General features: G+C 66.4%; 26 protein-coding genes. 11 read left to right on the forward strand and 15 right to left on the reverse strand.

The features are described 5' to 3' along the window. Positions 1-60 precede the first annotated feature (60 nt). The 4 genes from EA472_RS01010 to EA472_RS01025 all read right to left on the reverse strand — a co-directional run bounded on the left by EA472_RS01010 (position 61) and on the right by EA472_RS01025 (position 5,105). Positions 61-1,329, reverse strand: coding sequence for a DUF373 family protein (locus EA472_RS01010; protein WP_124189655.1), 1,269 nt, complete (start codon positions 1,327-1,329; stop codon positions 61-63). Positions 1,330-1,500: 171 nt separating this feature from the next. Next, a complete protein-coding gene (sppA, locus tag EA472_RS01015) occupies positions 1,501-2,496 on the reverse strand; it encodes a signal peptide peptidase SppA (RefSeq protein ID WP_124189656.1) in 996 nt (331 codons plus the stop codon). A 199-nt stretch (positions 2,497-2,695) separates the two neighbouring features. Continuing rightward, complete coding sequence (locus EA472_RS01020; protein ID WP_124189657.1) at positions 2,696-3,577, reverse strand: coiled-coil protein; 882 nt, start codon at positions 3,575-3,577, stop codon at positions 2,696-2,698. 445 nt (positions 3,578-4,022) lie between these two features. After that, the gene (locus EA472_RS01025; protein ID WP_124189658.1) at positions 4,023-5,105 is read right to left on the reverse strand and encodes a tubulin/FtsZ family protein; all 1,083 of its coding nucleotides are present in this window, start codon (positions 5,103-5,105) and stop codon (positions 4,023-4,025) included. A 174-nt stretch (positions 5,106-5,279) separates the two neighbouring features. Here EA472_RS01025 and EA472_RS01030 point away from each other — a divergent pair, with 174 nt between their 5' ends. The 3 genes from EA472_RS01030 to EA472_RS01040 all read left to right on the forward strand — a co-directional run bounded on the left by EA472_RS01030 (position 5,280) and on the right by EA472_RS01040 (position 7,993). Next, positions 5,280-5,705, forward strand: coding sequence for a DUF5791 family protein (locus EA472_RS01030; protein WP_124189659.1), 426 nt, complete (start codon positions 5,280-5,282; stop codon positions 5,703-5,705). Positions 5,706-5,773: 68 nt separating this feature from the next. Continuing rightward, positions 5,774-6,661: an SDR family oxidoreductase gene (locus tag EA472_RS01035; RefSeq protein WP_124189660.1), complete on the forward strand. Its 888-nt coding sequence runs from the start codon at positions 5,774-5,776 to the stop codon at positions 6,659-6,661. 114 nt (positions 6,662-6,775) lie between these two features. After that, a complete protein-coding gene (locus tag EA472_RS01040; protein WP_124189661.1) occupies positions 6,776-7,993 on the forward strand; it encodes a DHH family phosphoesterase in 1,218 nt (405 codons plus the stop codon). 265 nt (positions 7,994-8,258) lie between these two features. Here the strand turns inward: EA472_RS01040 and EA472_RS22305 are convergent, their stop codons facing one another. Next, positions 8,259-8,429, reverse strand: a complete 171-nt coding sequence (locus EA472_RS22305; RefSeq protein ID WP_165874787.1) for an HVO_0758 family zinc finger protein — start codon at positions 8,427-8,429, stop codon at positions 8,259-8,261. Positions 8,430-8,765: 336 nt separating this feature from the next. On the opposite strand from EA472_RS22305, the gene EA472_RS01045 reads away from it, so the two are divergent. From EA472_RS01045 to EA472_RS01060, 4 genes are all read left to right on the forward strand, one after another. Continuing rightward, positions 8,766-9,902, forward strand: a complete 1,137-nt coding sequence (locus EA472_RS01045) for a glycosyl transferase family 2 (RefSeq protein WP_124189662.1) — start codon at positions 8,766-8,768, stop codon at positions 9,900-9,902. 87 nt (positions 9,903-9,989) lie between these two features. Continuing rightward, on the forward strand, positions 9,990-10,460 hold the full coding sequence (locus tag EA472_RS01050) for a DUF7109 family protein (protein WP_124189663.1): 471 nt from the start codon (positions 9,990-9,992) through the stop codon (positions 10,458-10,460). A gap of 1 nt (position 10,461) precedes the next feature. Continuing rightward, positions 10,462-11,049, forward strand: coding sequence for an NUDIX hydrolase (locus EA472_RS01055; protein WP_124189664.1), 588 nt, complete (start codon positions 10,462-10,464; stop codon positions 11,047-11,049). A gap of 176 nt (positions 11,050-11,225) precedes the next feature. Next, positions 11,226-12,425 carry an NAD(P)/FAD-dependent oxidoreductase gene (locus EA472_RS01060; protein ID WP_124189665.1) on the forward strand — a complete coding sequence of 400 codons (1,200 nt, stop codon included), beginning with the start codon at positions 11,226-11,228 and terminating at the stop codon, positions 12,423-12,425. 181 nt (positions 12,426-12,606) lie between these two features. On the opposite strand, the gene EA472_RS01065 is transcribed toward EA472_RS01060, so the two are convergent. Then, positions 12,607-13,095, reverse strand: coding sequence for an Hsp20/alpha crystallin family protein (locus EA472_RS01065; RefSeq protein ID WP_124189666.1), 489 nt, complete (start codon positions 13,093-13,095; stop codon positions 12,607-12,609). 218 nt (positions 13,096-13,313) lie between these two features. Continuing rightward, complete coding sequence (locus tag EA472_RS22310) at positions 13,314-13,475, reverse strand: DUF7559 family protein (RefSeq protein ID WP_165874788.1); 162 nt, start codon at positions 13,473-13,475, stop codon at positions 13,314-13,316. A 118-nt stretch (positions 13,476-13,593) separates the two neighbouring features. Between EA472_RS22310 and EA472_RS01070 the strand changes: the two genes are divergently transcribed. Both EA472_RS01070 and EA472_RS01075 read left to right on the forward strand, forming a co-directional pair. Beyond that, positions 13,594-15,369 (forward strand): radical SAM protein, encoded by a 1,776-nt coding sequence (locus tag EA472_RS01070; protein WP_124189667.1) that lies wholly within the window; start codon positions 13,594-13,596, stop codon positions 15,367-15,369. A 182-nt stretch (positions 15,370-15,551) separates the two neighbouring features. Next, the gene (locus EA472_RS01075; protein WP_124189668.1) at positions 15,552-15,968 is read left to right on the forward strand and encodes a TRAM domain-containing protein; all 417 of its coding nucleotides are present in this window, start codon (positions 15,552-15,554) and stop codon (positions 15,966-15,968) included. Positions 15,969-16,106: 138 nt separating this feature from the next. Here the strand turns inward: EA472_RS01075 and EA472_RS01080 are convergent, their stop codons facing one another. The 6 genes from EA472_RS01080 to EA472_RS01105 form a co-directional block, all read right to left on the reverse strand. Then, complete coding sequence (locus EA472_RS01080; RefSeq protein WP_124189669.1) at positions 16,107-16,874, reverse strand: heptaprenylglyceryl phosphate synthase; 768 nt, start codon at positions 16,872-16,874, stop codon at positions 16,107-16,109. A gap of 108 nt (positions 16,875-16,982) precedes the next feature. Beyond that, a complete protein-coding gene (locus tag EA472_RS01085) occupies positions 16,983-17,783 on the reverse strand; it encodes a YkgJ family cysteine cluster protein (RefSeq protein WP_124189670.1) in 801 nt (266 codons plus the stop codon). Positions 17,784-17,847: 64 nt separating this feature from the next. Then, the gene (locus tag EA472_RS01090) at positions 17,848-18,057 is read right to left on the reverse strand and encodes a hypothetical protein (RefSeq protein ID WP_124189671.1); all 210 of its coding nucleotides are present in this window, start codon (positions 18,055-18,057) and stop codon (positions 17,848-17,850) included. 1 nt (position 18,058) lies between these two features. Further along, positions 18,059-18,844, reverse strand: a complete 786-nt coding sequence (locus EA472_RS01095) for an Lrp/AsnC family transcriptional regulator (RefSeq protein WP_124189672.1) — start codon at positions 18,842-18,844, stop codon at positions 18,059-18,061. A gap of 336 nt (positions 18,845-19,180) precedes the next feature. Next, positions 19,181-19,960 carry an MBL fold metallo-hydrolase gene (locus EA472_RS01100; RefSeq protein ID WP_124189673.1) on the reverse strand — a complete coding sequence of 260 codons (780 nt, stop codon included), beginning with the start codon at positions 19,958-19,960 and terminating at the stop codon, positions 19,181-19,183. A gap of 75 nt (positions 19,961-20,035) precedes the next feature. Beyond that, positions 20,036-20,317 carry a MarR family transcriptional regulator gene (locus tag EA472_RS01105; protein WP_124189674.1) on the reverse strand — a complete coding sequence of 94 codons (282 nt, stop codon included), beginning with the start codon at positions 20,315-20,317 and terminating at the stop codon, positions 20,036-20,038. Between the two features lie 297 nt (positions 20,318-20,614). Between EA472_RS01105 and EA472_RS01110 the strand changes: the two genes are divergently transcribed. Continuing rightward, the gene (locus EA472_RS01110; RefSeq protein WP_124189675.1) at positions 20,615-21,322 is read left to right on the forward strand and encodes a class I SAM-dependent methyltransferase; all 708 of its coding nucleotides are present in this window, start codon (positions 20,615-20,617) and stop codon (positions 21,320-21,322) included. 110 nt (positions 21,323-21,432) lie between these two features. Further along, complete coding sequence (locus EA472_RS01115) at positions 21,433-22,341, forward strand: glycosyltransferase family 2 protein (RefSeq protein ID WP_124189676.1); 909 nt, start codon at positions 21,433-21,435, stop codon at positions 22,339-22,341. 29 nt (positions 22,342-22,370) lie between these two features. Here EA472_RS01115 and EA472_RS01120 read toward each other — a convergent pair whose 3' ends face one another. After that, positions 22,371-23,333, reverse strand: a complete 963-nt coding sequence (locus tag EA472_RS01120; protein WP_124189677.1) for a DUF368 domain-containing protein — start codon at positions 23,331-23,333, stop codon at positions 22,371-22,373. 200 nt (positions 23,334-23,533) lie between these two features. Further along, positions 23,534-24,358, reverse strand: coding sequence for an amidohydrolase family protein (locus EA472_RS01125; protein WP_124189678.1), 825 nt, complete (start codon positions 24,356-24,358; stop codon positions 23,534-23,536). Between the last annotated feature and the right edge of the window lie 104 nt (positions 24,359-24,462).

Raw genomic sequence — 24,462 nt, forward strand, 5'->3', positions numbered from 1 at the left:
GCACCAGACGAATAAGTGGTTGACGAGTGTGGCCGGCTATCGACGTACATCGGGAAGCGGTCAGAACTCGGCGTCGGTGTCGGACTCCCTGTCGCCGGAGTCGAGTTCGGGGGCGGCGTCAGTTCCTGGAGCCGTCGACGAGTCGACGCCGACCGGGCCGCCGTCGGTCACTTCCGACTCCGATCCTCGACGGTCGGTTGATTCCGCGTCCTCCCCGCGTCCGCTGACGTACATCGCGAGGCGTGCGCCGACGATACTCACGACGATGGCGGTGACGACGTACAGCGCGAGGCGCTCGCCGGCGGTCACGAGAAAACTATCGAGCGCTCGATCGCCCCACTGGATCGCCGGCACCACGACGGGATCGACGAATCCCTGTTGCTCGAGGAAGTACGAGGAGAAGCCGCGAACGACCAGGCCGACGGCGAGGACGACCGGCGGAAGGTTGAGAAACGAACTCCGGATCGGCTCTTCGCTGATCGCCTCGTCGAGCAGTCGACCGACGCTCGCGGTGAGCGCGGCGACGGTGAGCCAGGGTACGCTGTCGAATGCGAACTGCACGACTGGAACGACGATCCCGGGCGTGTCTTCGAGACTCGAGACGCCTAACGCGCCAGCGAAGAGGCCGACGAACGTCAATCCAGCGGCGACGACGTAGGTGACGACCGACACCTGCCCCGAGTACAGCGACTCGCGAACCTGGTGAGCGACGCCGGTCATGATCTCGTCGATGTTGAACCCCTTATAGAGCAAAAAGAGCCCGATGACCGAGGTGATCGCGGCCGCACCCTCCGCGGCACCGATTCGCATCGCGAGCATCGGAAAGACGAGCAGCGTCAGGCCGAGCGGAACGAGGACGGTCTGTCGGAGCTCCTCGTCCGCGAGGAACTGCTTGAGCAGGTAGTACGTCGACTCGATGTCGCGAGCCTGCCGGACGACGACTCGATCGACCGAGTCGACCCGGACGCGGCTCTCGACGATCGGGACTAGCCGCTCGTCTTCGGCGCTGTCGATGACGACGACCGCCGACTCCGGCTCGTGTTCCGCGATGAGTTCGTCGAGCTGGCGGGCCACGGCCCTGTCAGCCGAGACCATCGACTCCCGATCGCCCGAGACGACCGCGACGACCGCTTTCTCGTCGTCGTCGCGGAGATCCTGGGCGACGCGCAACGTTTCGAGCAGGGAGTTGACTCCCGAATCCTCCGGATCCGCGAGACCGATGTCCGTCACCAGCGCGCGAACCGCCTCCCAGCCGACGATGGGCGACCGAAGGCCGGTCTTTCGACCCACGTCGTCGGTCCGGTCGAGGCAGACGACCAGCGTTGTCACGGTACCCGTTCCATTCTGTGCGACGATAAAACCACTTACTCGTTTCGCTCGAGTCGAGTCCGACCGCGACTCGCCGGGTGCCGTGCTCGAGCGAGCGTCGTGCGTCCCCGTGCCGGTCGAACGCCGTCGGTCCGGTCGTCGCACTCGGCTTCGAGTCGGGTTTGAGTCGAGTCAGGTCCGAAGTCGGAACTCGCGTTCGTCCGCGAGACCGGCGACGCCGGCTCCGAAGGCGTACGCACAGCTGCGAGCGCCGGCACCGATGCGGCTCATCAACGGCCGTTCGGGCTCGAACTCCTCGACGGTCACCTCGTCCACCTCGAGACGGTCCGCGAGGTCGTCCTCGAGGTCGCGGCGAGTGCCGATGACGTCGACTAACCCCATCTCGTGGGCCGTCTCGCCGAGGTAGATGCGGGCTTCGGTCTCGCGGACGAACTCCGGGTCGAGATCGCGTCCGTCGCTGACCCGCTCGACGAACGTCTCGTAGTAGTCGTCGATCAGCCCCTGCAGGTACGCCCGTTCGTCCGCCTCGAGTTCTTTCAGCGGGGTACCCGCATCCTTGTACTCTCCGGCGGCGAGGCGCTCGTAGGAGAGGCCGACTTTCGCCGCCAGTTCGCTGGCGTTCACCCGAGAGCCGATGACGCCGATCGAGCCGACGATCGAGCCGTCTCGCGCCCAGAGTTCGTCGCAGCCGCTCGCGATCCAGTAGCCGCCGCTCGCACAGACGTCTGTGGTGTAGGCGATCGTCGGCCCGTCGAAGCGTTCGGCCGCGAGTTTGATATCGTCGCTCGGGACCACTTCGCCGCCGGGCGTGTTCAGCTTCACAAGCAGCGCGCGGACGTTCTCGTCCTCGTCCGCCCGATCGATCTGTTCGACGACGTCGTCCGCCGGCGTCGATCCCGGACTCGAAGGGAACCGTCCGCCGCCGCCGTCCCGGGTGATCGGTCCCTCCACTGCCACTTCCGCGACGTCGTAGCCGGGAAACAGCGACGCGGCGACGGAGCTCGCGATCCTGACGCCGACGAAAATCACCGCGAGCGCGAAGGCGACGCCGAACAGGTCCGTGAGCGTCTCGGGATAGAGAACGAACAGTCCGACTCCGATCACTGCGAACGCGGCCGTCGCCAGGACGACGACCGCGAGCCGCCCGATTCCCTCCGTACTAGCCATCGTGTGCACCTCGAGTCATGCACGACTCTGGGTCGGCCGGCCTGTTAAAGGGTCCTCGTTTCGCTCGGCCCGTGCGTCGATAGCGGTGGCTCGCCCGAGGCGGAAGTCGGCGGCGCTACCGAGCCGTCGCTTCAGGCGGACGGACACGAAACCAACAACGTCGGCCACAAAACGGACGGAAGACGAACCGAGTAACGCCCTAGAGTAGGCCCGTCTTCTGGAGCTTCATCAGGTCCTCGGTGTCGAGGGTTTCGCCCTCTTTGAACTTCTGATAAATCTCCTCGGCCTCCTCTTTGGCTTCCTCTTTCTTCTTGTCGCGTGCGGACTTGCGCTCTTTCTCCTCTTTCTTGTCCAGTTCGCGCAGACGCTTCTGGACGCGCACGAAGTCCTCGTGGTGCTGGTCGGCGGCCTCCTGTGCCTCCACGAACTTCTCGTGCATCTCGTCGGCCTCGTCGCGGATGTCGTCGGCCTCGCGGTAGGCCTCGATCATCTGGTTGTGGTGTTCCTGGGCCTTGTCGGCGAGCTCCGTCACCTTCTGGTGGTGCTGGGAGGCGTCCGAGCGGACCTCTTCAGCTTCCTCGACGAGTTCTTCGAGGTCCTCGTTCTGCTCGAGTTTCCCCTTGCGCTCTTCGTACTCCTCGCGCTTTCCCTCGATCTTCTCGATCAGCTCCTTTTCTTCCTCGCTCGAGAGGACCTCGGTCTGCTGTTTGAACTCGAGCTGTTCGATCTCGTTTTCGAGCTCCTCGAGGTCCTTGCCCTCGTCGAGTTCCATGTCCGACTTGAGCTGTTCGACCTTGTCGAACAGCTCGTTGGCCTCGGCGTTGAGCTCGTTTCGCTTCTCTTTGTGCTCCTGAACTTGCTCGTTCAGCTCGTCGCGTTTCTCGCGGTGCTCCTGGGCTTCGTCGACTTTCTCGCGCGTCTTCGCGTTGAGATCGTCGCGCTTGGAGGCCCGCGAAGAGGCCATCTGGTTCAGCTCGTTTCGCCGGTCTCGCAGCTGGCCGGCCATCTTGATGAGCTGTCCTTTCGATTTGTTTTCTAGGTCGTCCTCGGTCAGTTCGATGTTTTTCGATTCGTCTACCATGTGTTAGTCAAACCTCTGTGCCATACCGCACCGGAACGGACGCGGTCGAACAGCGGCCACTCGGTGACCTGTGACCGGTGTCGTCCGTCGAGAGCGATTGCTCGCGATCTGCGAAACCTCGGTGAATAAGATTTCCTGTCATCGATCGTCGAGCGATACGCGCCCCGGTGGCGTTCTGGTACTCGGGAATACTGCCGCCTCTAATTTAAATGTACCGGTCCCGAGAACCGTGAAAACCGTTAGCAGACGCCTCGTCGAGCGCGGCGGAGACTGACACGGGTTCTCGAGGTGCGTATAAAGACCGGCGAAACCCCGTTCGAGACGGAATGCGACCGGAGCGAACCTCACGATCCGAGGAGAGGGACGTCCGAGAACGGGCCGATCGAACGCTCGAGCGGCTCGCCGGCGATTTCGACGGCCGCCACCGTTCACGAACGGCCGGCGCTCAAAACAGGTTTTCGAGTCGGTCGTCGGTGAGTTGATCGACGACGTCCGGCTTCGTCTCCCCCTGTGCCCGTTTGGCCTCCCGAGCCCGCTGCATGAACGCCTCGATCCGCTCGGATCGTTCGGCACCGCCGAGCAACACCAGCGCGCCGAGTCGATCGCTCTCGAGCGGGAAGTCCCCGCCGCGGACCTGCATGCTGTCGGTTTCGTCCTCGAGCCACCGCCTGGCCTTCTCGACGCCTTTCCGGGGAATCCGCTCGGGCCGACCCGCGATCACTAACAGCGCGGCGTCGGCCGCCGTGGCGTCGGGCATGCTGGTGCCGGTCAGCAGCGCCTGTCTCGCGACGGTCATCACAGTTCTGATGTTCTCGCTGCTGTCTTCCGCGGCGACCTCGCTCGCGTAGCCGAGCACCGAGACGCCGCCCGAACGAAGCGTGTTGATGATCTCGCTCGAGTCCACCACGCTTTCGCCGACGCCGTCGACGACTTCGCCCGCTGCGAACAGCAGGCCGACGCGGCGGGCGATCTTGTCGTTGATCGTCTCGAAGGCGCCCTCGACGCTCTCGCCCTGCTGGTGCCAGGCGTCGTTGTCGATCAGCAGCGTCGAATCGGCCTCGCGAAGCAGCGTCTTCAGCGACCGACCGGCGTTGGCCTGATAGAGCGCGCCCTCGTTTCGGCCCGGGAGGATGCCGAGCGCGTAGACGGGGACGTCGTACACTCGCTGGAGGTGGTGGACGAGCGCGGGAGCGCCACCGCTTCCGGTTCCGCCGCCGAGCCCCGCGACGACGAAGATCGCCTCGGCTCGAGAGGTGATCCGACCGTCCAGGTTGCTGATCACCTGCTGGACGTCCGACTGCATGATCTCGGCTCCGAGTTCGTTATCGCCGCCGACGCCGTGACCGTTGACGCGGTCGGCGCCGATCAACTGCGTGTCGACGAACTGGAGGGACTGGAGGTCGGGTTTCGCGGAGTTGATGGCCAGGGCACCCTGGACGGCCTCGAAGCCCATGTTCGCGTCGAACCGGGTGAGCCGTTCGGTGACTTTCCCACCGGCCTGACCGACTCCGATCAGGGCGACTTTCATACACCGAATGTCATGCGCGTGAATGTAGTTGAACGTTCCGATACGTATCCTGACACTCCGCCGTCCGACACCCGTTCGAAACGCCGTCAGTTCCGACGCGTAACCTAGAGCGAGAAACCGAACGGATCCCGACGAAAGACAATTCACTTGAGGACGACCGCTGTCAGTGCCGATATGTTCCACGAACAGCGGACGTCGGTTCCCGACTCCCCCGACGACCTACGGGCGGAGTACGAAACGGATCTCAGGAGCGTCCTCGAGGGACGCGAGATCGCGGCGGTCGTCGAGGCGAGTGACGTCGACCGCGAGGATCTCGAGGCGCTTTCGGCGACGAAATCGCCCGACCTCTCGCTCGAGGAGGCGGCCGAGATCCAGGCGCTCGCGGACGGAACGCCGGATCCGGAGACGATCGTCGAGATCGCGTGCGAACACCTCTTGCTCGGCATGACGACGGCGGTCCTCGACGTCGACGCGGTCGAGAGTGAACTCGACCTCGACCTCGACGCCAAGGAGATCCAACAGAAGATCGAGCGGCGCGCGCCGATGTCGTTCGAGGAGTACGTCCACCTCCAGTACGCGATCGTCGACGCCATGCCCTGACCGCTGTCCACGCGAACGGAGAGTGCCGGGAGCGGTGCTATTATGCCCGGCGGCCGGCGAATTGCCGTATGGAGATCGTCATTCTGGGCTGTGGGTACGTCGGACTCGATCTGGGCCGACAGCTCGCGGACGGCGGCCACGCCGTAACCGGCGTTCGACGCTCCGGAGACGGCGTTCGTCGGATCGAGGACGCCGGATTCGACGCGGTTCGGGCGGACGTCACCGACGCGGCCGACCTCGAAGCCGTCCCCGACGCGGACGCGATCGTCTTCGCCGCGAGCAGCGGCGGCCGCGGAGCCGACGCCGCACGCGAAGTTTACGTCGAGGGGCTGCGGACGGCGATCGACGCCTTCGGCGCGCGGGACGATCCGCCCGAGCGGCTGATCTACACCTCCTCGACGGGCGTCCACGGGGACCACGACGGCGACTGGGTCGACGAGGAGACGCCGCTCGAGCCGACGACCGAGAAGACGGCGGTGCTCGCGGAGGCCGAACGGATCGCGATCGAGCGATCGTCCGAACGCGGCTTCGAGGGGACGGTCGTACGGTTCGCCGGCCTCTACGGGCCCGATCGGTACCGACTCGAGCGGTACCTCGACGGGCCGGTCACGGCGGGCTACCTGAACATGGTCCACCGCGACGACGCCGCGGGGGCGGTCCGACACCTGCTCGAGACGGACCGCGCCCGCGGGGAGGTCGTGCAGGTGGTCGACGACGAGCCCGTCGACAAGTGGACGTTCGCGGACTGGCTGGCCGACGAGTGCGGACTCGAGCGACCGCCAAAGCGGACGAAAGCACAGCGGCTAGCCGACGACGACCTCTCGGAGGCGGCCAGGCGACGGATCCTGACGAGCAAGCGGTGCTCGAACGAAACGCTTCGCGACCTCGGCTACGAGTTCGCGTATCCGACGTTTCGCGAGGGATACCGCGACGCGGTCGAGTCGTACTCGACGTAGAACGCGTACTCGACGTCGAACGACGATACGAGCCATCAGCCACCGACTATTTTATGATCAGGAGAACTATAACTCGAGGGGAAATTTCTTGGTTATTCACTTTGAGTGTCCGGTATGAACGGAGCGCCCCCTTCGGCGGCTCGAGCGTTCCGCCTCGACGAACGCTCCATCGAGGCGGGAACCTCGACGATCGAGGGCGGGGTCGAAGCGCTGACGGCGCTCGATCCGCTGATCCTCTCGCTGTTGATCCTCGCGGTCGTCGCCGCGTTGCTCGGCGGCTGGTGGGTGATCCGCTGGTTCCGGCGGCCGCCGGGGGTGCGACTTCAGCGGGTGCTCGCGGCCCAGGACGAGGTGACGGTGTTGATGCATCCCAACCCCGACCCCGACGCGATGTCGTGTGCGATGGGCGTCGCCGCGATCGCCGACTCGGTCGACACCGACGCGACGCTGCAGTTCCCCGGCGAGATCCGCCATCAGGAAAATCGGGCGTTTCGAACCGTCCTCGAGCTCGATCTCGAGAGCGTCGAGTCGAGCTCCGACCTCGCGTCGGAGGCGATCGTCCTCGTCGACCACAACACGGCTCGCGGGTTCACGGGCGCACAGAGCGTCGAGCCGATCGCCGTCGTCGACCACCACCCCGGAAACGGGACGGGGACGAAGTTCACCGACGTCCGCACGGAGTACGGTGCGGCCTCGACGATCGTCGTCGAGTACGTCGAGGAGATCGGCGCGACCAGAGCGAGCGAGGAGGACGACGACGAGAGGAGCGGACTCGTGCTCACCCCCGAGCTCGCGACCGGATTGCTGTACGGCATTCAGGCGGACACGAACCACCTGACCAACGGCTGTTCGCGCGCCGAGTTCGACGCCTGCGCCTACCTCTTCGACGAGATCGACGAGGACCTCTTAGAGCGGATCGCCAACCCGCAGGTCAGCGACGACGTGTTGCAGATCAAGGCGACGGCGATCACCGAAAAGCGCGTCGAAGGGTCGTTCGCGGTCTGCGACGTCGGCACGATCTCGAACGTCGACGCCATCCCGCAGGCTGCCGACGAACTCATGCACCTCGAGGGAGTCACGGCGGTCGTCGTCTACGGCGAGAGCGACGGGACGATCCACCTGTCGGGCCGGTCGCGCGACGACCGGGTGCACATGGGCGAGACGCTCCGACACGCGGTTAGCGACATCCCGATGGCCAACGCTGGCGGTCACGCCCGGATGGGCGGCGGACAGCTCTCGGTCGAACACATGCGCGGCATCGGTCCCTCCGACGGGATCGACCTCGCGGAGTTCGAAGAACGGCTCTTTTCCGCGCTCGCCGGCGAGCGGTAGCCGTACCACTTCGACGGTCTCGAACGAACGACCGAACCGACGCTCGCGTCGCGGGTTCAGCGGTCTCGACGGGCGGAACCGCACGGACGGTGGCGAGCGCCAGCGCGGCGTCCAGCGACCACTCGCGGGCGACCAGCAGGCCCGACCGCCCGACCGCAAGCGCCAGCGCCGGTCGCGCGGGGTAGCCGATCCCGAATCTCGAGCCTCGAGGGGATGACACCGCGGGATCGCGAACCCCGCGGTTGGATCGAGGCGGGCCGGCCGACTACCGGATCTCCTTCCACTCGGCGTCGCAGTCCGGGCAGATTCGAACGGTTTTGATCTCGTTCGGGTCGTTTTCGGTCTTCAGCGGCTTCTCGCACTCGCCGCAGACGAGCCGATCGTACGTGTCCTTCTCGAGTTCGCCTTCGCGCAGTGCCTTCCGGACTGATTTCATGTACGCCCTGTTAGAAGGAAGGGGAGAAAAAGACCGGTGCTTTCCCCCACTTCCTTCAGGACAAATTATAATTCAGGCCGACACGGAAAGGTCGATCGAGCGGGCGCGTCCTCCCTCGTCGGGAGAATGGACGGCGTGACCGCGAAAGACGATGATCCGTTGACGAATCAGGATCGCATCGGCGAACGCGCGGACGGCGTCGAACGCTTTCCGAGGTGGTCGCGTCCCCTCCGCCAGTCGAGAGCCGTTCGCCCCGACCGAGACCGGCGTCGCGGAGCGGATACCAGACTCGCCGGAGTCGTGGACGTTTTATCGGTTCGGCCGAACACTCCACCGATGGAGTACGTCCAGGAGCGAATCGCGACGCTCCACGACCTCGCGGGCGACGACCGCGACGGGGCTGCGACCGATCGCCTCGAGCGGGCGGTCGGTCGAACGAGCATCGTCGTTCCGATGACCGAGCGCGAACACGAGAGCCCCGCCGCAACGCGGGTGCTCTCGGAACTCGAGACGCTCGAGCCGGCGGCGGTCTTCGTGCCGGTTCGCGCCTCGGCCGAACGCGTCGACGCGGTTCGCGAGTGGCTCACCTCGTTCGACCTCCCGATCCGGGTGCTGTGGTGTAACGCACCGAACGTCGCGACGCTGCTCGACGGTGCAGGGCTGGCTGGCGAGTCCGGCAAGGGTCGAGACGTCTGGCTCGCGCTCGGGCCGGCCGCGACCGCGGGCGAATACGTGGTCGTCCACGACGCGGACGCCGCGAGCTACGAGGCCGGACACGTTCGCCGGCTGCTCGCGGCGCTCGAACAGGGGTTCGAGTTTTCGAAAGGGTACTACGCCCGCGTCGAGGACGGACAGCTGTACGGCCGCCTGTTCCGGCTGTTTTACGAGCCGATCGTCGCGGCGCTGGCGGCCGTACACGACGAGCCGATCGTCGACTACCTCGGCGCGTTCCGGTACGCGCTCGCGGGCGAGTTCGCGGCGACGGCGAAACTCGCGCGACGGCTGCGCGCTCCGCGCGCCTGGGGGCTCGAGGTCGGGACGCTCGGCGACGCCTTCGACCACGCCGGCTTCGCGGGGACCGCCCAGGTCGACCTCGGCAGACACGTCCACGACCACCGGGCGGTCGCGGGCGAGACCGGACTCGAGGGGATGAGCCGGGAAGTCGCCGCCGAGCTGTTTCGCGTCCTCGAAGAACGAGGCGTCGAACCCAGGTACGCGACGCTCCCGGAACGGTACCGGGCGGCGGGAAACCGGCTGGTCGAGCGCTACCGCGCCGACGCGACGTTCAACGGTCTCGAGTACGATCCCGCCGGCGAACGCGATCAACTGATCCGGTACGCGGCGGCAATTTCGCGGCCCGGCCCCGATCGGCGGCTGCCGCGGTGGGACGACGCTCCCCTCGAACCCGACGCGGTGCTCGCGGCCGCCCGCCCCTGGCACGAGGGACGCGTCGGCTCGCAGATGGGCGATTGACCGCCGTCGGGCGTGACCGTGAAGCGACCGCCGGACGAGGCGGCGGCGCTATCAATCTTTATCAGCGAACCCCCCGTTGTGGCGGGTATGAACGTGACCGCCGACGAACTGGCCGGCGTCGTCGACCTCTTCGGCGGGCTGACCCGGCCGGAGCTCGAGCGCGCGCTCTCGGAGGCCGCCTTCCGCGCGGACGGGAGCTCCGTCGACGGCGCGGCGCTCGAGGACGCGATCGAGGACGCGATCGCCGAGTTCGCGCTCGTCCGCTACGAGCGCGACGGGACCGCCCTGCTGGTTCCGGGTCCGACGGCGTTCCCGACGGTGCCGGACCACGCCGAAGACGTTCCGCACATCCTCGAGATCGACCGGCGGCGACTCGACCGCGACCGCCTCGGCAAGTCGACGGCCGAACGGTTCGTCGAGGCGGTCGACGCGGCGCTCGACGGCGGCGGAACCGACGAGCGACTCCGACAGCTGCTCGACGTCAGCTACGACGTCGAGGCGTGGGCACCCGTGGAACTGACGGACGAACGACGACGGCTGGAAGCGCGCCTGGAGTGAGATGACCCGATTCGATCCGAATCCGATCGCCACGCACGACCCAACCGAGATCGACGATCAACCCTACGACGCGGCCGTCCTGGCGCCGATCGTCGATCGCGACGGCGAGGACCACCTGCTGTTTACCAGACGCGCCGACCACCTGGGCGAACACCCGGGTCAGATGAGCTTTCCCGGCGGCGGCGCCGAAGCCGTCGACGAGACGATCCTCGAGACCGCGCTCAGGGAGGCCAACGAGGAGATCGGACTCGAGCGGACGGAAGCCGACGTCGTCGGCCAGCTCGACGACATCAGAACCGTCACGGAGTACGCGGTTACGCCGTTCGTCGCGCGGATCCCCGACCGCGAGTACGAGCGCGACGACTACGAAGTCGCCGAGATCGTCGTTCTTCCCCTGTCGGGGCTGCTCGATCCGGCCAACTACGAGTACGAGCGACGCGATCACCCCTACTACGGCGACATCGTCATCCACTACTTCCACGTCGGCGGCTACACCGTCTGGGGGGCGACGGGGCGCATCCTCGTCCAGTTGCTCGAGCTTTCGACGCCGTTCGAAGCGCCCGAGCGCGTCGATCGCTCCCGATGTTGACGGCGCATAACCGGGACGGACGGTTGAGGAGCTCTCAACGAACCAGCCAGACGTAAGTATGATCCACTCGAACGGGGAGCTATGCTATCGACCGTCTGCGGTGTAACGAACTACGGAGGCCGTGAAACGGCGTCGGCCGCGAAACCGACGCGACGCGTTCGCGCGCGTGATGGCCGGTGACGGACGGACCGTCGGAGGGAGACGACGGCGCGCCCGAACGTGCGGTCGGAGCCGACGCGCTCGAGCGAGACGGAAACGGCCTCGAGGTAGCCGTCGTCGGCGCGGGCGCGGTCGGCGCGACCGCAGCCTACGACCTGGCGCGGGCGGGTGCGTCGGTGACGGTGTACGAACGGGGATCGGTCGCGAGCGGCGCGAGCGGACGCGCGGCGGGAATCTGCTACGACGCGTTCGCGGACCCGTTCGACGCCGAAATCGCGGGGGAAGCGATCGAGCGATTCCGGACGCTCGCGGGGGAGGACACGTTTCCGTTCGTCGAGTGTCCGTACGTCTGGCTCGCACGCGAGGGCGACGACCACCGCGCCGACGCCGTCCGACGGCAGGTGCGACGGATGCAGGATCACGGCGTCGTCGCACTAGAGGCCGACGCCGACGCGCTCGCGGATCGGTTTCCGTCGTTACACACCGACGACGTCGCGGTCGCTGGAATCGCCGGTGCGGCGGGATACACCGATCCGTCCCGGTACACCGCCTGTCTGGCCGCCGCCGCGGACGGGGCGGGGGCGACGCTCGAGACCGAAACCGCGGTCGAGGTGGCCACCGGGCCGCCGCGGATCGTCCGCGACGGCACCGAGCGGGGGTTCGACGCGGTTCTCGTGGCGGCCGGTGCGCGCTCGAAACGGCTGCTCGCCGACGCGGGCGTCGAAATCGCGATGAAGCCCTACCGCGTGCAGGCGCTCGTCGCGGACGCCGCGCTCGAAGAACCGATGTGTTACGACGCGACGGACGACTTCTACGTGCGTCCCCACCCGGAGGGGCTGTTGGCCGGAAACGGAACCGAACGGCGGGAGGCGGATCCGGACGGGTACGATCACGAGGCCGATCCGGGCTTTGCGGACGACCTTCGCGAACGGCTCCGCCATCGGCTACCGGAGGTCGAACTCGAACCGGAACGCGCCTGGGCCGGCCTCTGTACGGCGACGCCCGACCGGAATCCGCTGGTCGGCGAGCTCCGGGACGGGCTGTACGTCGCGACGGGGTTCCAGGGACACGGCTTCATGCGCGCGCCGGCGATCGGCCAGCGACTGGCTCGAGCGATCGTCGACGGGGAGGACGTCGGCGGCTACGACCCGACGCGGTTCGACGGCGACGAGGAGTTCGACGTCACGGAGGGAATGACGTTCACGTTCGAGGAATAGCAGCTACTCCGGCGTACACGGCGCGGATCGAAGATCCAGCGAGTAGTCGGGCGAAGCCCGACGAGGCCCGACTCTCGCCGTTGCGGGGAGCTCGTTGCCGTCTCGACGTTCCGGGACGACCGCAGACGCACCCGAGTGTCCCGGAACTGACGGACGAATCGATCGTGGACGACGGACCGTCTCAGTCGTCGACCGCGAGTTCCTCCGTGGGCGTCGGCTCGACCGGCCGTCCGTCGACGTCCGCCACGTCCGTGCGGTCGAGATCGACCTGTCCCTCGTCGTCGCGTCCGTCGGCGGACTCTTTCGGGATTTCGATGCGGATCGTCCCGCTTTCCGACAGGGTCGCCGTCCCGGCGTCGGGATCGACGACCGCGTCCGACGGGAGGTCGGCTTCCCCGTCGAGGGTCAACCCCCGACCGGGAAACCGCATCTCGAACCCGTCGCGGTACTCGCGAAACCGTTCGATTCGAATCTTGACGGTGCCCTCGAGATATCTGACCTGGACGTCGTCGGGCTCCGTGCCGGGGGCGTCGAAGACGACGAGGTACGACGAGTCGTCCTCGAGAACGTCGACCGGGAGCGAGCGATAGTTCTGGACGTGACCGTTCGCCCGTCCGATCTGTCGATAAAGCGTGCGGCCGATCGATTCGCCGAATTCCGTGAGACTCACCTGCGATCACCCGCGACGAGGCCGCGGGCGCACGGCGGGGAGAGAACCGATGCGGGGACCTGAGCGTTCGCGCTGGACATGTCCGGATACGGGGCTACGACGGCCACGTTCTTATTGGTTTTGATAAATGGAAATAAACGTCTGACGAGTTGGTCGCCGCCGTCGGGCCATTCGCATCCGCTAGCACCAACAGCTACCGAAGAAGTCGGCTACGGCGGCTATTCGAGGTCGACCGGCTCGAGGCAGTCGGTCCCGCCACAGACCGGACACGAGAGACCGGTGACGTCGAAGTCGTCCGGCACGTCGTACGTGTAGTGATTCTCGAACAGATCGAGAAAGCAATCGTCGTCGGTACAGACGATTTCCTCGGTCGGTGGCATACGCGGGAGGACGAGAGCGAGCCACATTAACGCTCGGTGACGACGGGAAGACGCCCCTCGAATCGGGTGCAGTGACCGCATAGTCACCGTTTTACCGCTCGAGGCGCTACTGCGAGCCATGACAGACCCCGAGACCCTGTCGGTGACGATCGTCGACGGCTACGTCGACGAACCCGCACACTTCGGGGTGCCGCCGTACGTCTCGACGTATCCACGCTACGCGGCGGGAGCGCTCGTCGACGCGGGCGTTCCGCACGAGCGCATCACGTATCACACGATCGACGGACTGCGCGACGAACCGAATCGCTGGCGCGACGTCGACGGGGCCGACCTCACGATCTACCTCGGCGGAATGACCGTCCCCGGAAAGTACGTCGGCGGGACGCCGGCAGAACCGGACGAGGTGCGAAAGCTCGCCTGGACGGCCGGCGGGACGAGCCTGATGGGAGGACCCGTCAAGTTCGGCGTCGGCGACGAGAACGCCGGCGCGACCGAGACGGAGCGACGCGATCTCGATTTCGACTTCGTCGCGAAGGGGGACGTCGAGGCCGCCGTCTACGACCTCGTCGAGAGCGGCCTCGAGGGGTTCAACGATCGGATGCGAGACGTCGAGGAGGTCTCGCGCTGGGCGCGCGAGGGCGCGTTCGTGGTCGAACAGCATCCGAATCACCCCGACTACCTCATCTGCGAACTCGAGACGTCGCGAGGCTGTGCCTACCGGTGTTCGTTCTGTACGGAACCGCTGTACGGCAACCCGTCGTTTCGTCCGCCCGAGACCGTCGTCGACGAGGTCGACGCGCTCTCGGACCACGGGGTTAGACACTTCCGGCTCGGTCGGCAGGCTGACATCCTCGCCTACGGCGGCGACGGCGAAGCTCCCAATCCAGACGCACTCGGCGAGCTGTACGGCGGCATCCGCGACGTCGCACCCGACCTCGAGACGTTACACCTCGACAACGTGAACCCGATCACGATCGTCAACTGGCCCGATCAGAGCCGGGAGGCGCTTCGGATCATCGCGGCGCACAACACGCCGGGCGACACGGCCGCGTTCGGCCTCGAGTCGGCCGATCCGGTCGTCCAGGAGGAGAACAACCTGAACGTCAGCGCCGAGGAGTGTTTCGAGGCGGTCAGGATCGTCAACGAGGAGGCGGGGTGGCGACCGGGCGGACCGAACGACCCGGACCGGATCGACGGTGCGGACGCGGCGGTGGCGAGCGACGGCGGTCCGACCGCATCGGTCGCCGACGGATCGCCGCGTCGCCTCCCGAAGCTCCTGCCGGGGATCAACCTCCTGCACGGGCTCAAGGGCGAACGCGAGGAGACCTACGAGCGAAACCTCGCGTTCCTCGAGCGGGTGTACGACGAGGGGTACATGCTCCGACGAATCAACATCCGACAGGTGATGTCGTTCGCCGGGACGGAGATGTCCGACACCGGCGCGGCGATAGCAAACGAACACAAAAAGCTGTTCAAGCGCTACAAACGACGCGTCCGCGAGGAGATCGACAATCCGATGCTCGAGCGCGTCGCACCGATGGGGACCGTCCTGCCCGACGTCCACCTCGAGTACCACCAGGACGGACGAACGTTCGGCCGCCAGCTCGGCACCTACCCGCTGCTCGTCGGTATCCCGGGCGAGCGACCGCTCGGCGAGACGATCGACGTCGCCGTCGTCGACCACGGCTATCGCTCCGTGACCGGGGTCCCCTATCCGCTCGATCTCAACGAGGCGTCGATCGACGAACTCACCGCCATCCCGGGAATCGGCAATCGAACCGCGGGTGACGTCGTGATCGACCGCCCGTACGACTCCGTTGCCGACGTCGACCTCGAGGTTCCGGTCGATCTCTCGCGGTTCGCGACGGTTCGGCCGCTCGAGCGGGTGGAGTGAGTCGATCGCGTCGAGACGTGCGGCCGAACGTGCGACGATCGCGGCTCGTTTCACCCGACGCACGACGGTCGCGTCGGGCGGTTCGACCGACCTGCGAACGGACGTCGATTTCCAAGAATGATCACCTACAGTCGGTAGTTCTATTATGGAGGGGCCTCAGAGAGGATATTGAGGGTCTACCTGTGGAAATATCTGAAAAACTCCTGTGTCTGTTCAGTACGGAGGTTTCAGCAGAGGAGGACCGATACGTCATCGAGGTGCCCCGACAGGAAATCGAAACCGGCGACGTCGATCCGGGCGACGTCTACCGCGTTGCACTGATCTCCCGATCGGAGGAGGCGAGCAACGGCGAAACGACGACGACGACGACGTCACAGTCCCAGAGCGCGCCATCGGAGCCGCAGCCGCCGGTCGACGTCGGCGAGACGCGTTACGTCGAGATCGAAGACATCGGTAAACAGGGCGACGGGATCGCCCGCGTGGAACGGGGATACGTGATCATCGTTCCGGGTGCCGAAGTCGGAGAGCGGGTCAAGATCGAAGTCACCGAGGTCAAATCGAACTTCGCCGTCGGCGAGATCATCGAAGAGACGTTTTGAACGGGCGTCCGAACGGGTCGGCGTCGGAAGTCGACTCGTCCGGCGCGCACTCACGCGCGATAGCGTCGGCGAACGGTTTCGGTGGGAGCCGTTCGATTCCGAGCGCTGTTGCGAGCGTTGCGGGCAGCGGTTCGGAAGCTATCGACTCGGAATCGTCTCGAGAAACGTCGCCGGATCGTCGTGAAAGCAGTCGCCGACGACGACCGCGTCCGCGCCGGCCGAGAGGATCTCGGTCGCTTTCTCCGCGCTGTCGATGCCGCCCCCGTAGAGCAGCGTCGTCTCCTCGAGGTAGCGCGCGGCCGCCTCGACGTCACCGGGGCCACCGTAGGTGCCCGAGTACTCGACGTAGAAGATCGGAAAGTCGTAGAACGTCTCCGTCGCGAGCGCCGCGCCGGCGACCTCGTCGGTCGTGTAGGTCCGCCCGACGCCCGAGACGGCCGCCGCGGCCGACTCTCGGTGCTGAACGACGTACCCCTCCCCGACGATCTTCGCGGCGAGGTCCGAGACCGCGGTCTCGGCTCTCGACGCGACCAGATCGCCGACGACCGGGACGCTCGTTCCGAGGAGCTCGTCGGGCTTTCGGCCGATTTCGGCGAACAGATCGACGTGCTTTCCGACGAAGTGATCCCGGTCGCCGTTGTACACCGCGGGAACTGCGAGCGCGTCGACGCGGTCGAACGTGGCCCTGGAGACGTGCGCCGCGTCGTAGGGTTCCTGGAACACCGGGAGATCAGTCACGGCCTCGCGAATCGCGTCGATCGTCTCGAGCGTGTTGTCCTCGGTGACGTCGTCGGAGCCGCCGACGAGGATCAGGTCCGTCCCCTCGAGTACCGAGAGATCTGACGGGAGTTCCTTCGCGGGATCGACTTTCGTGACGTGGGTGATCTCCTCCCAGTCGACGTTCATGCTCGCGGCTTCGCGGACCGCAGTAAACTGTGTACCGGTATCTCGCGGACGGCTACAAGCTGCGTACGGCATCGTGACCGCGATCGAAAGCGAAACGCGGCGGCGCAGTCACTTCTCGCGGACGGTGCCGTCGATCCGTTTCGCCCCTTCGGAGTCGTGGACGACCACCTCGCCCGATCCGGGATCGACGGGTTGGTAGCCGTCCCGGACGGCGATCGCCTCCTCGAGTTCACGGATTGCCCGCTCTTTCAACGTCCGCGCGAGCGTTTCGGCGTCCTCACGCGAGATGTCCCGTCCCAGCCCCTCGCACTCGTGGGCGCGAACGACGCCCTCTTCGTCGACGGTCTCGCCCATCGGCTGGCCGAGCGCCGTCGACTCGTCGTCCCCGAGGACGACGCTGAACGGATACGTCCGACAGATCAGCGGGCGATCCTCGTGGGCGAGGCAGGCACCGACGCCCGCCTCGTCCTCGGCGTAGAAGACGCAGTCGCCGCAGGCGTCGGTCTGGAGCGCCCACTCGAAGGTCTCGCCCTCGAGGCGCGTCGCGGACGTAGCGTCGTCGGAGTCGATTCCGCCGCCGTCCGGTTCGGATTCGTCCTCGATCTCCCGGAGGCCGTACGGCATCGGACGTGCGACGTCGCGCCACTCTCGAACGGTCGCCGTCGATCCGGAGCTCGAGTCGTCTTCAGGCGGTCCGTTTCCGGAGCCGTCGGTCGGCGAGTCGACGTCGGCAGCGAGCAGGGCACGAACCTCGTCGGGAAAGACGGTCGCGGTGTGGGGGTCGCCGTCGTGGCTCGTACAGCAGGCCCCACACCGCGTACACTCGAAGCCGATCGACTCGATCGCGTCCGCGAGTTCGGACGGCTCGAGCGAACGGGCCAGTTCGAGGTCGTCCTCGAGCGATCGCATGGGTTCGGTACCGCCGCGACGCTGAAAAGACAGTCGATCGCGCGTGCGAGAAACCGGCGACGGGTTATTCGCCGCCGTCCGGGTCGGGATCCGCGTCGGGATCGTCGGTAGGGAATTCGTACGTGGCGATCTCCGTCGCGTCGCAGACCGGACACTGATCGATCGGGTCCTCGAACTTCGATCCGCAGTGTCGGCACTCGTGGAGGACCGCGTCGCCGTTCGCCGACCCGTCCTCGCGCTGGAGGAATTCGGGGAGGAGTCGATCGACCGGCATATCAACTCCGTCTCGTCGAGGAGCGGTCCCCGCCGTCGAATCCCTTCAGCGCGGACTCTTCAGTTCCGTCCGGCGAGAAGACGGTGACGACGTCGTGAGGTCGGATCTCGGTGTCGCCGTGGGGGGTGACGACGGCGTCGTCGCGTTCGATCGCGACGACGAGCGTCTCGTCCTCGAGAATTCCCTCGTGGGCGGCTTCCTCGAGCGTACAGCCGGCGATCGGGGCGTCCTCGTAGACGGTCAGTTCGACGATGTCGGCGCCGCCGGTGAGGCTGATGTAGTCGGCCAGCGGCTCGAGCCGGCGTCCTTCGGCCGGCCCGTACGGCGTGTACGGGAAGTCGTGTTCGTTCTGGAGCAGAAACTCGTCTTCGATCTCGACGTCCAGATTCTCGAGTTCGCGCCCGATGCGCCGCAGATCGGACGTGTCGGTGCCGACGGCGAGGACGTGGAGGTTCATCCGGCCGCCCATTAGCTCGCGAACGTTGATGACGCCCGGAATCGTCCCGATCCGACGGGCGACTCCCTCGACGTCGCCGAACGGTGCGTGACACAGAAACAGGTTCATCAGCGAGCCGTCGGCGTGTTCGAAGTCGACGGTCGCGTGATAGCCCTCGATGATCCCGTGTTCCTCGAGCTGTGCGATTCGGTTTCGGATCGTCGCCCCCGAGACGCTGACTTCCTCCGCGATCGCCGGAGCCGACGTGTTCCGGGCGTCGGCCATCAACGCGTAGACGATCCGTCGATCGATCTCGTCGAGTCGATAGCTTCCGCCGGTCCCATCACCCATACGCCGACTGCGCAATCGCCGAATATATAGTTATGGTGCTTTCACTTCCGCAACTATCGCCGTTGATATTTCCGGATCGTAAGCGTCGTGGCGAATCGATCCCTCGAGCCCGAGGGGGCGCCGCCGTCCGGCGTTCTGGGCCGCTACTCCCGGCCTTCGGAGCCAGGACTCCCGGTGTTCGGGTCCGTTACTACCGGTGAACGCCGGGAGACGATCGATGGAACTCGATCGGACGCGCCGAGCCGTCTGGTCGCCGGCGAAGTGTCTAGAGGACGTTTCGGTACTCGTGTTGCTCGCGAGGGTGTACTGGCGGTCGTGACGACGGCGAGGCCCGTGTCAGATCGTCGCCCGCGTCCCGTCCCACTCGAGGCGGTCTTCGACGGCGAGTTTCTCGAGGTGGGCGGCGACGGTCGCCCGCGCGAGGTCGGAGACGCCGGTGAGATCCTTCTCGTAGGCGACCTCGAGAATCCCATCGAGCGTCGCCGCGCCGGCGGCGACGGCCGCTTCGATCCGGCGCTCGCGGTCGTGTCGGTGGGAAAGCAACCGCTCGAGCGTTCGCCGGGACGACTCGATCGTCGGTCCGTGGCCGGGGTACAGCGCCGGGGGATCGATCGCCCACAGGCGACGCACCGTCGTTACGTACGCGCGCATGTCGCCCTCGGGCGCGCCGACGACGACGCTTCCCTCGGCGACGGCGCAATCGCCACAGAGGATCGGACCGTCGGGACCGACCTCGAGGCCGACGTGGTCGACGGCGTGTCCAGGGGCGTCGAGAACGCGGACGGAATCCTCGCCGATCGGAATCGTCGTTCCCGGGGAAAACGTGCGATCCGGCCGTCGGCCGGTTTCGGCGCGAAACCGGTCGGTTCGCCCGCGCCTGGCCCAGGCGGTCGCGCCGGTCTCGTCGGCGTAGGAGGCGACCGCGCCGACGTGGTCCGGGTGCGTGTGCGTGACGAGGACGTGCTCGACGGATCGAGCGTCGACCATCCGGTCGAGTTCGTCGGTGCGAGCCGCCGGATCGACGAGAATCGCCCGATCCGTTCCGATCAGATACGCGTTCGTCTCTCCGTCCGGCGCGCGCGTCGCGGTCGGGACGGGACAGCGCGTGACGTCCATGCGGTGACGTTCGAGCGAGCGAAAAAGTGCGTGTCGGCTCCGGCGGCCGCGTCTTCGAGGCGAACTGAACGGGGATCAGTGGTTGAGGAAGTACACCTGCTTTCTGGCGTCGCGGAAGCTGTACCGCGAGCCGACGAGGCCGACGTCCTCGAGGCGATTCAGCGCGTAGCGAACGGTACGATCGGGAAGGAGCGACTCCTCGGCGAGTTGTCCCTGCGAGAGCGGAGCATCGGTCTCGAGGACTTTCGCGACGAGTTTGGCGCTCGGCGGCAGGTCGCGAAGGCGGTCGCGGTACTCCTCTTCCGGGAGCGGTTCTTCGACGGCGTCGATTCGGTCTTTCGCGGTACTCGTGCTCATACCACTTCGAGCGAAATCGGCGATGGTAAAGCTTCCCTATATGTGGATACGAACAATGCAGTTTGTAATAGGCGTATAATGGATATATTAACACAAAAAATAATCTGGCCGGAGACGGGCTGAAGAGGACGAATTCCGTCGTATTACCGATCGAGTCCGTGCGATTCGGGAACGAGCGCGATCGAAAATAGAAATTCCTCGTCGATCTCGGTGGTTCGAGAGTCGCCGTCGCCGACGGCGAGTCGTCCGCCGACTCCAGTATCGTTTTATCCCCGCGCTACTGTAGTTGTGGCCAGCGTGAAAGGACAGGAATGGTACCAGGCCGACGACGTCGCCGAGGAGTACGACGATAAACGCTTCTCGCGGGGCGGTCAGTTGATCGACCGCCGCGAAAAGCGGGCGGTCCTCGACGCGATCATGCCCGTCGAGAACCGGAACGTGCTCGAGATCGCCTGCGGTACCGGGCGATTTACGGTACTGCTCGCCGACCAGGGAGCAGACGTCGTGGGACTCGACATTTCGACGGCGATGTTACAGCAGGGACGGGCGAAAGCGGGCCGAATCGAGCAGGAGGGAACGCTCGAGTTCCTGCGCGGAGACGCGGGGCGGCTACCGTTTCCGGACGACCACTTCGACACCGTCATCGCGATGCGGTTTTTCCACCTCGCCGACGATCCGGAGGCGTTCTTGCGCGAGATGCGGCGAGTATCCCGAGAACAGATCGTCTTCGACACGTTCAATCGATTTAGCGCTCGAAGCGTCTACAACTGGGCGCTGCCGATGGGGTCACGCCTCTACTCGAAGAGCGAAGTGTCGGCGCTGCTCGCGAAGACGGACCTGACGCTCGTCGACGTCGAAGACGACTTCCTCGTTCCGTACGGCCTGTATCGGTCGATTCCGAACGCGCTCGCGAGTCCGATCCGGGCGCTCGATACGGCGGTCGGCGGCCGTCCGATCACGGATCACTTCGCGTCGGTGTCATACTGGAACACGCGCCTTCGGTGACCGGCGGGCGGTCGGTGACGACACACCCTGGGACCGGGGCCGTCACCGCAGCAGTCGTCGGCAGTGACGAACCCGTTTCTTTTTACCATCTGGGAGATGTATCTGGAGGTATGGAGCTCTCGGTAGTCGTTTCGACGCTGAACGACCGGGAGCAGCTGCTGTCCTGTCTGGACGCGCTCGCCGAACGGACGCCGCCGTCGACCGAGGTGATCGTCGTCAACGGACCCTCCTCCGACGGAACGAGCGGCATCGTCCGCGAGCGCGCCGACGTCGACGTACTCGTCGAGATCTCCGAGCGAAACCCGAACGTCTCGCGAAACGCCGGACTCGGCGTCGCGACGGGCGACGTCGTCGCCTTTCTCGACGGCGAGTGTACCGTGGAAGCCAGCTGGTACGACGCGATCGAACGATCGCTCGAGACCGAGTGCGACGTCGTCACCGGGCCGATTACGGGGCGGAAATCGATCGGTGACGACGGAACGCGAACCGTCGTCCGGCGTCGCGTTACGTTCTTCGACGCCGACAACGTCGCGTTCGACCGGACCGTCCTATCAGCGCTCGACGGCTTCGACGAGTACCTCGAGGACGACGGCGCTCGCGACTGTGCACACCGGGTCGCCGGACTCGGATTCGAGGTTAGCTGGGAAGGCGAGATGGCCGTCCGGAGCGAGATCGGCGCGGACGGCGGAACGCCGACCGTCGACTGGGGGGCGAGGTATCGGTCGTTGTCCTACCGGCTCGCGAAGAACTACGGTCCGCGACCGAGCGTGGTCGCCCGAACCGTCGCGAGCGCGCTTCGTGACGGAGTAGGGGGCGTCAGGCGAGTCGTCTCGGGCGAAGAGACGCCGACGGGGTGGGTCGCCGACGGAATCGACGTCGTCACGAACGCCGCCGCCGGTCTTCGCGACGGACTCCGTGCGCGGTACGCCGACCGATCCGCGCGTCGCAATCCCAACGGCCTGTCGGTTCGACACGACCGCGCCGTGCGACTGTACGACCGTCGCGAGTCCGACGGCTGACGAACGCGAGCGAAGCGCTCACGAGCCGATCACTCGGGGTCGAACCCGCCCGCGAGGAAGTCGAGGACGAACAGCGCGAGCGCACCCACGAGCGCCCACGCGCCCGCCAGCGCGACCACCTCGGTCGTCCAGGCGTGCCCTTCGTCGATGTTGTACAGCGGTGCCGGGATCGAACCGGCGATGAGTCCGACGAGAAAGAGCAGCGTGAGCTCGCGGTGGGCCTCGAGCGCGCGCCGGACGATCCTAGCGATCGTTAAGAGGCCAACGAAACCGCCGGCGACGAAGACGGCGACGGTCGTTCCCGGCTCGAGGACGGCCGCGCTCGCGGCGTTTCCGGTGAGAAACGCACGGAGCGAATCGAGAAACGCCGACAGCTCGGACGAGAGGAAGACGTACTGATCGAGCAGAATCAAAATGAGCGCGCCGGAGACGCCCGGAAGGATCATCGCGCTGATCGCCAGCGCGCCGGCGAAAAAGATCAGGACCGGACCGCTTCCCGGCAGTTGGACGACGTTGCTCGCGACCAACAGCGCGAGCACGGTACCGGCGCACGCAGCGAGGACGTGCGCGGGCGACGCGAACGTGAGGCTCCGAAAGAGTACGACCGCGGAGGCCGCGATCAGCCCCGTGAAGAAGCCGAACAGCGCGATCGGGTGGGAGTCGGCGAGCGCGCTGACGGTGGCCGCGATCAGGGCGACCGCTGTCACCATGCCGACGCCGAGCGGGACGAGGAACTCGAGGTCCATCTCGACGAGCGCCGTCCGCGCCCGGCCGCGGCGGTCGCGGTCGTATCCGCGGAGGACGGCGAGCGCCCGCCCGGGAGTGAGCGCGGTGATGGCCGCGATCAGCCGACCGTAGAACCCGAGCAAGAGCGCGACCGTTCCGCCCGAGACGCCCGGCAACGCGTCGGCCGTCCCCATACACAGACCGTAGCCGTAGGTGCGAAGCAACTCGAGCCACTCGACGGTTCGATCCTCGACGTTATGGGCCATACTGGTCGTCCTCCGGGCCGCTCGCTCGTTTTGCGCGGGGGGATCGAAGCGACCGTTCGCCGTGCATACGTACACGTCACGGTCGACTGGTATAAACCGATCCGTTCGCTGCACCGGACGAAGCGTCGACGGGGCCGGTGCCAGCGACGCCGGGCCGGACGAAGCGCCGGAAACGACGGACCGGTCGGCGCGCCCGATCGTCAGTGCCGAAGCTCGGCGTCGGGTGCGAGCGCGTCGATTACGCGACAGGCGTTCTTCGAGAACGCGCGCCAGAGCAGATTCTCGGAGACGTCGAGGGTGAGAATTTCCATCACGGCGACGTCCGGGTGGCAGGCGGGCGCGCCGCTGCCGAAGAGGACCCGGTCCGGGTGTTCGAGCAGCGCGCGCTCGAGCAGGTCGCGATAGCGGACGAAGCTCGTCTCGAGGTAGCAGTCGTCGTACTCCTCGAGGAGACCGATCATCTCGTTCATCAGCGGCCGCGAGAGCGGGTGGCCGCCGAAGTGCGCGACGATCACCGGAAACGAGCGTCCGAGCAGCGTATCGGCGAGCGCCTCCGGTGGCGAATCGACGCTCCCGCGGACGATCACGGGGAGGCCGACGTCCTCGAGGACTGCGATCAGCTCCTCGTCGGGATAGTCGTCGACTGTCGGATCGAGGACGAAGCCGTGAAAGCGATCGTCGTACGCGTACTTCTCGACGTCCTCGGGCGTGGTGTGAAACTCCTTGCGGCGGCTGACGGCGTTGTGAAGTCGTCCGGTTGCGTTTCGCTCCGGTCGCTTCGTCCCGTTGATTCGAGCGAACGCGACGAACGGTCGGTCGACGCTGTGGCGGGCGACGCCGTTGTTCGGCGCGACGTAACTCGACTCGGAACGCGCAGGCGGGAAGACGACGGATTTCGTGATTCCCGCCTGGTGCATCTCCCGCTCGAGTTCGTCGGGAGAGCGGCGAACACCCCCGTTACCCTCGTCTGACGTGAGTTGGGTGTACACGTCGATGACGCGAAACCCGTGTTCCAGCTCCAGCATCCCACCGAATCGTTTCGCGTCGACCCATATTTTGCTACCGGCTCGGCCGTCGCGCCCGCGCGATCATCGGGCGCCCCAGGAATCGCCAGAGGGAGCGGTATCGG

This window comes from Natrarchaeobius oligotrophus (genome assembly GCF_003841465.1).
GTDB lineage: Archaea > Halobacteriota > Halobacteria > Halobacteriales > Natrialbaceae > Natrarchaeobius > Natrarchaeobius oligotrophus.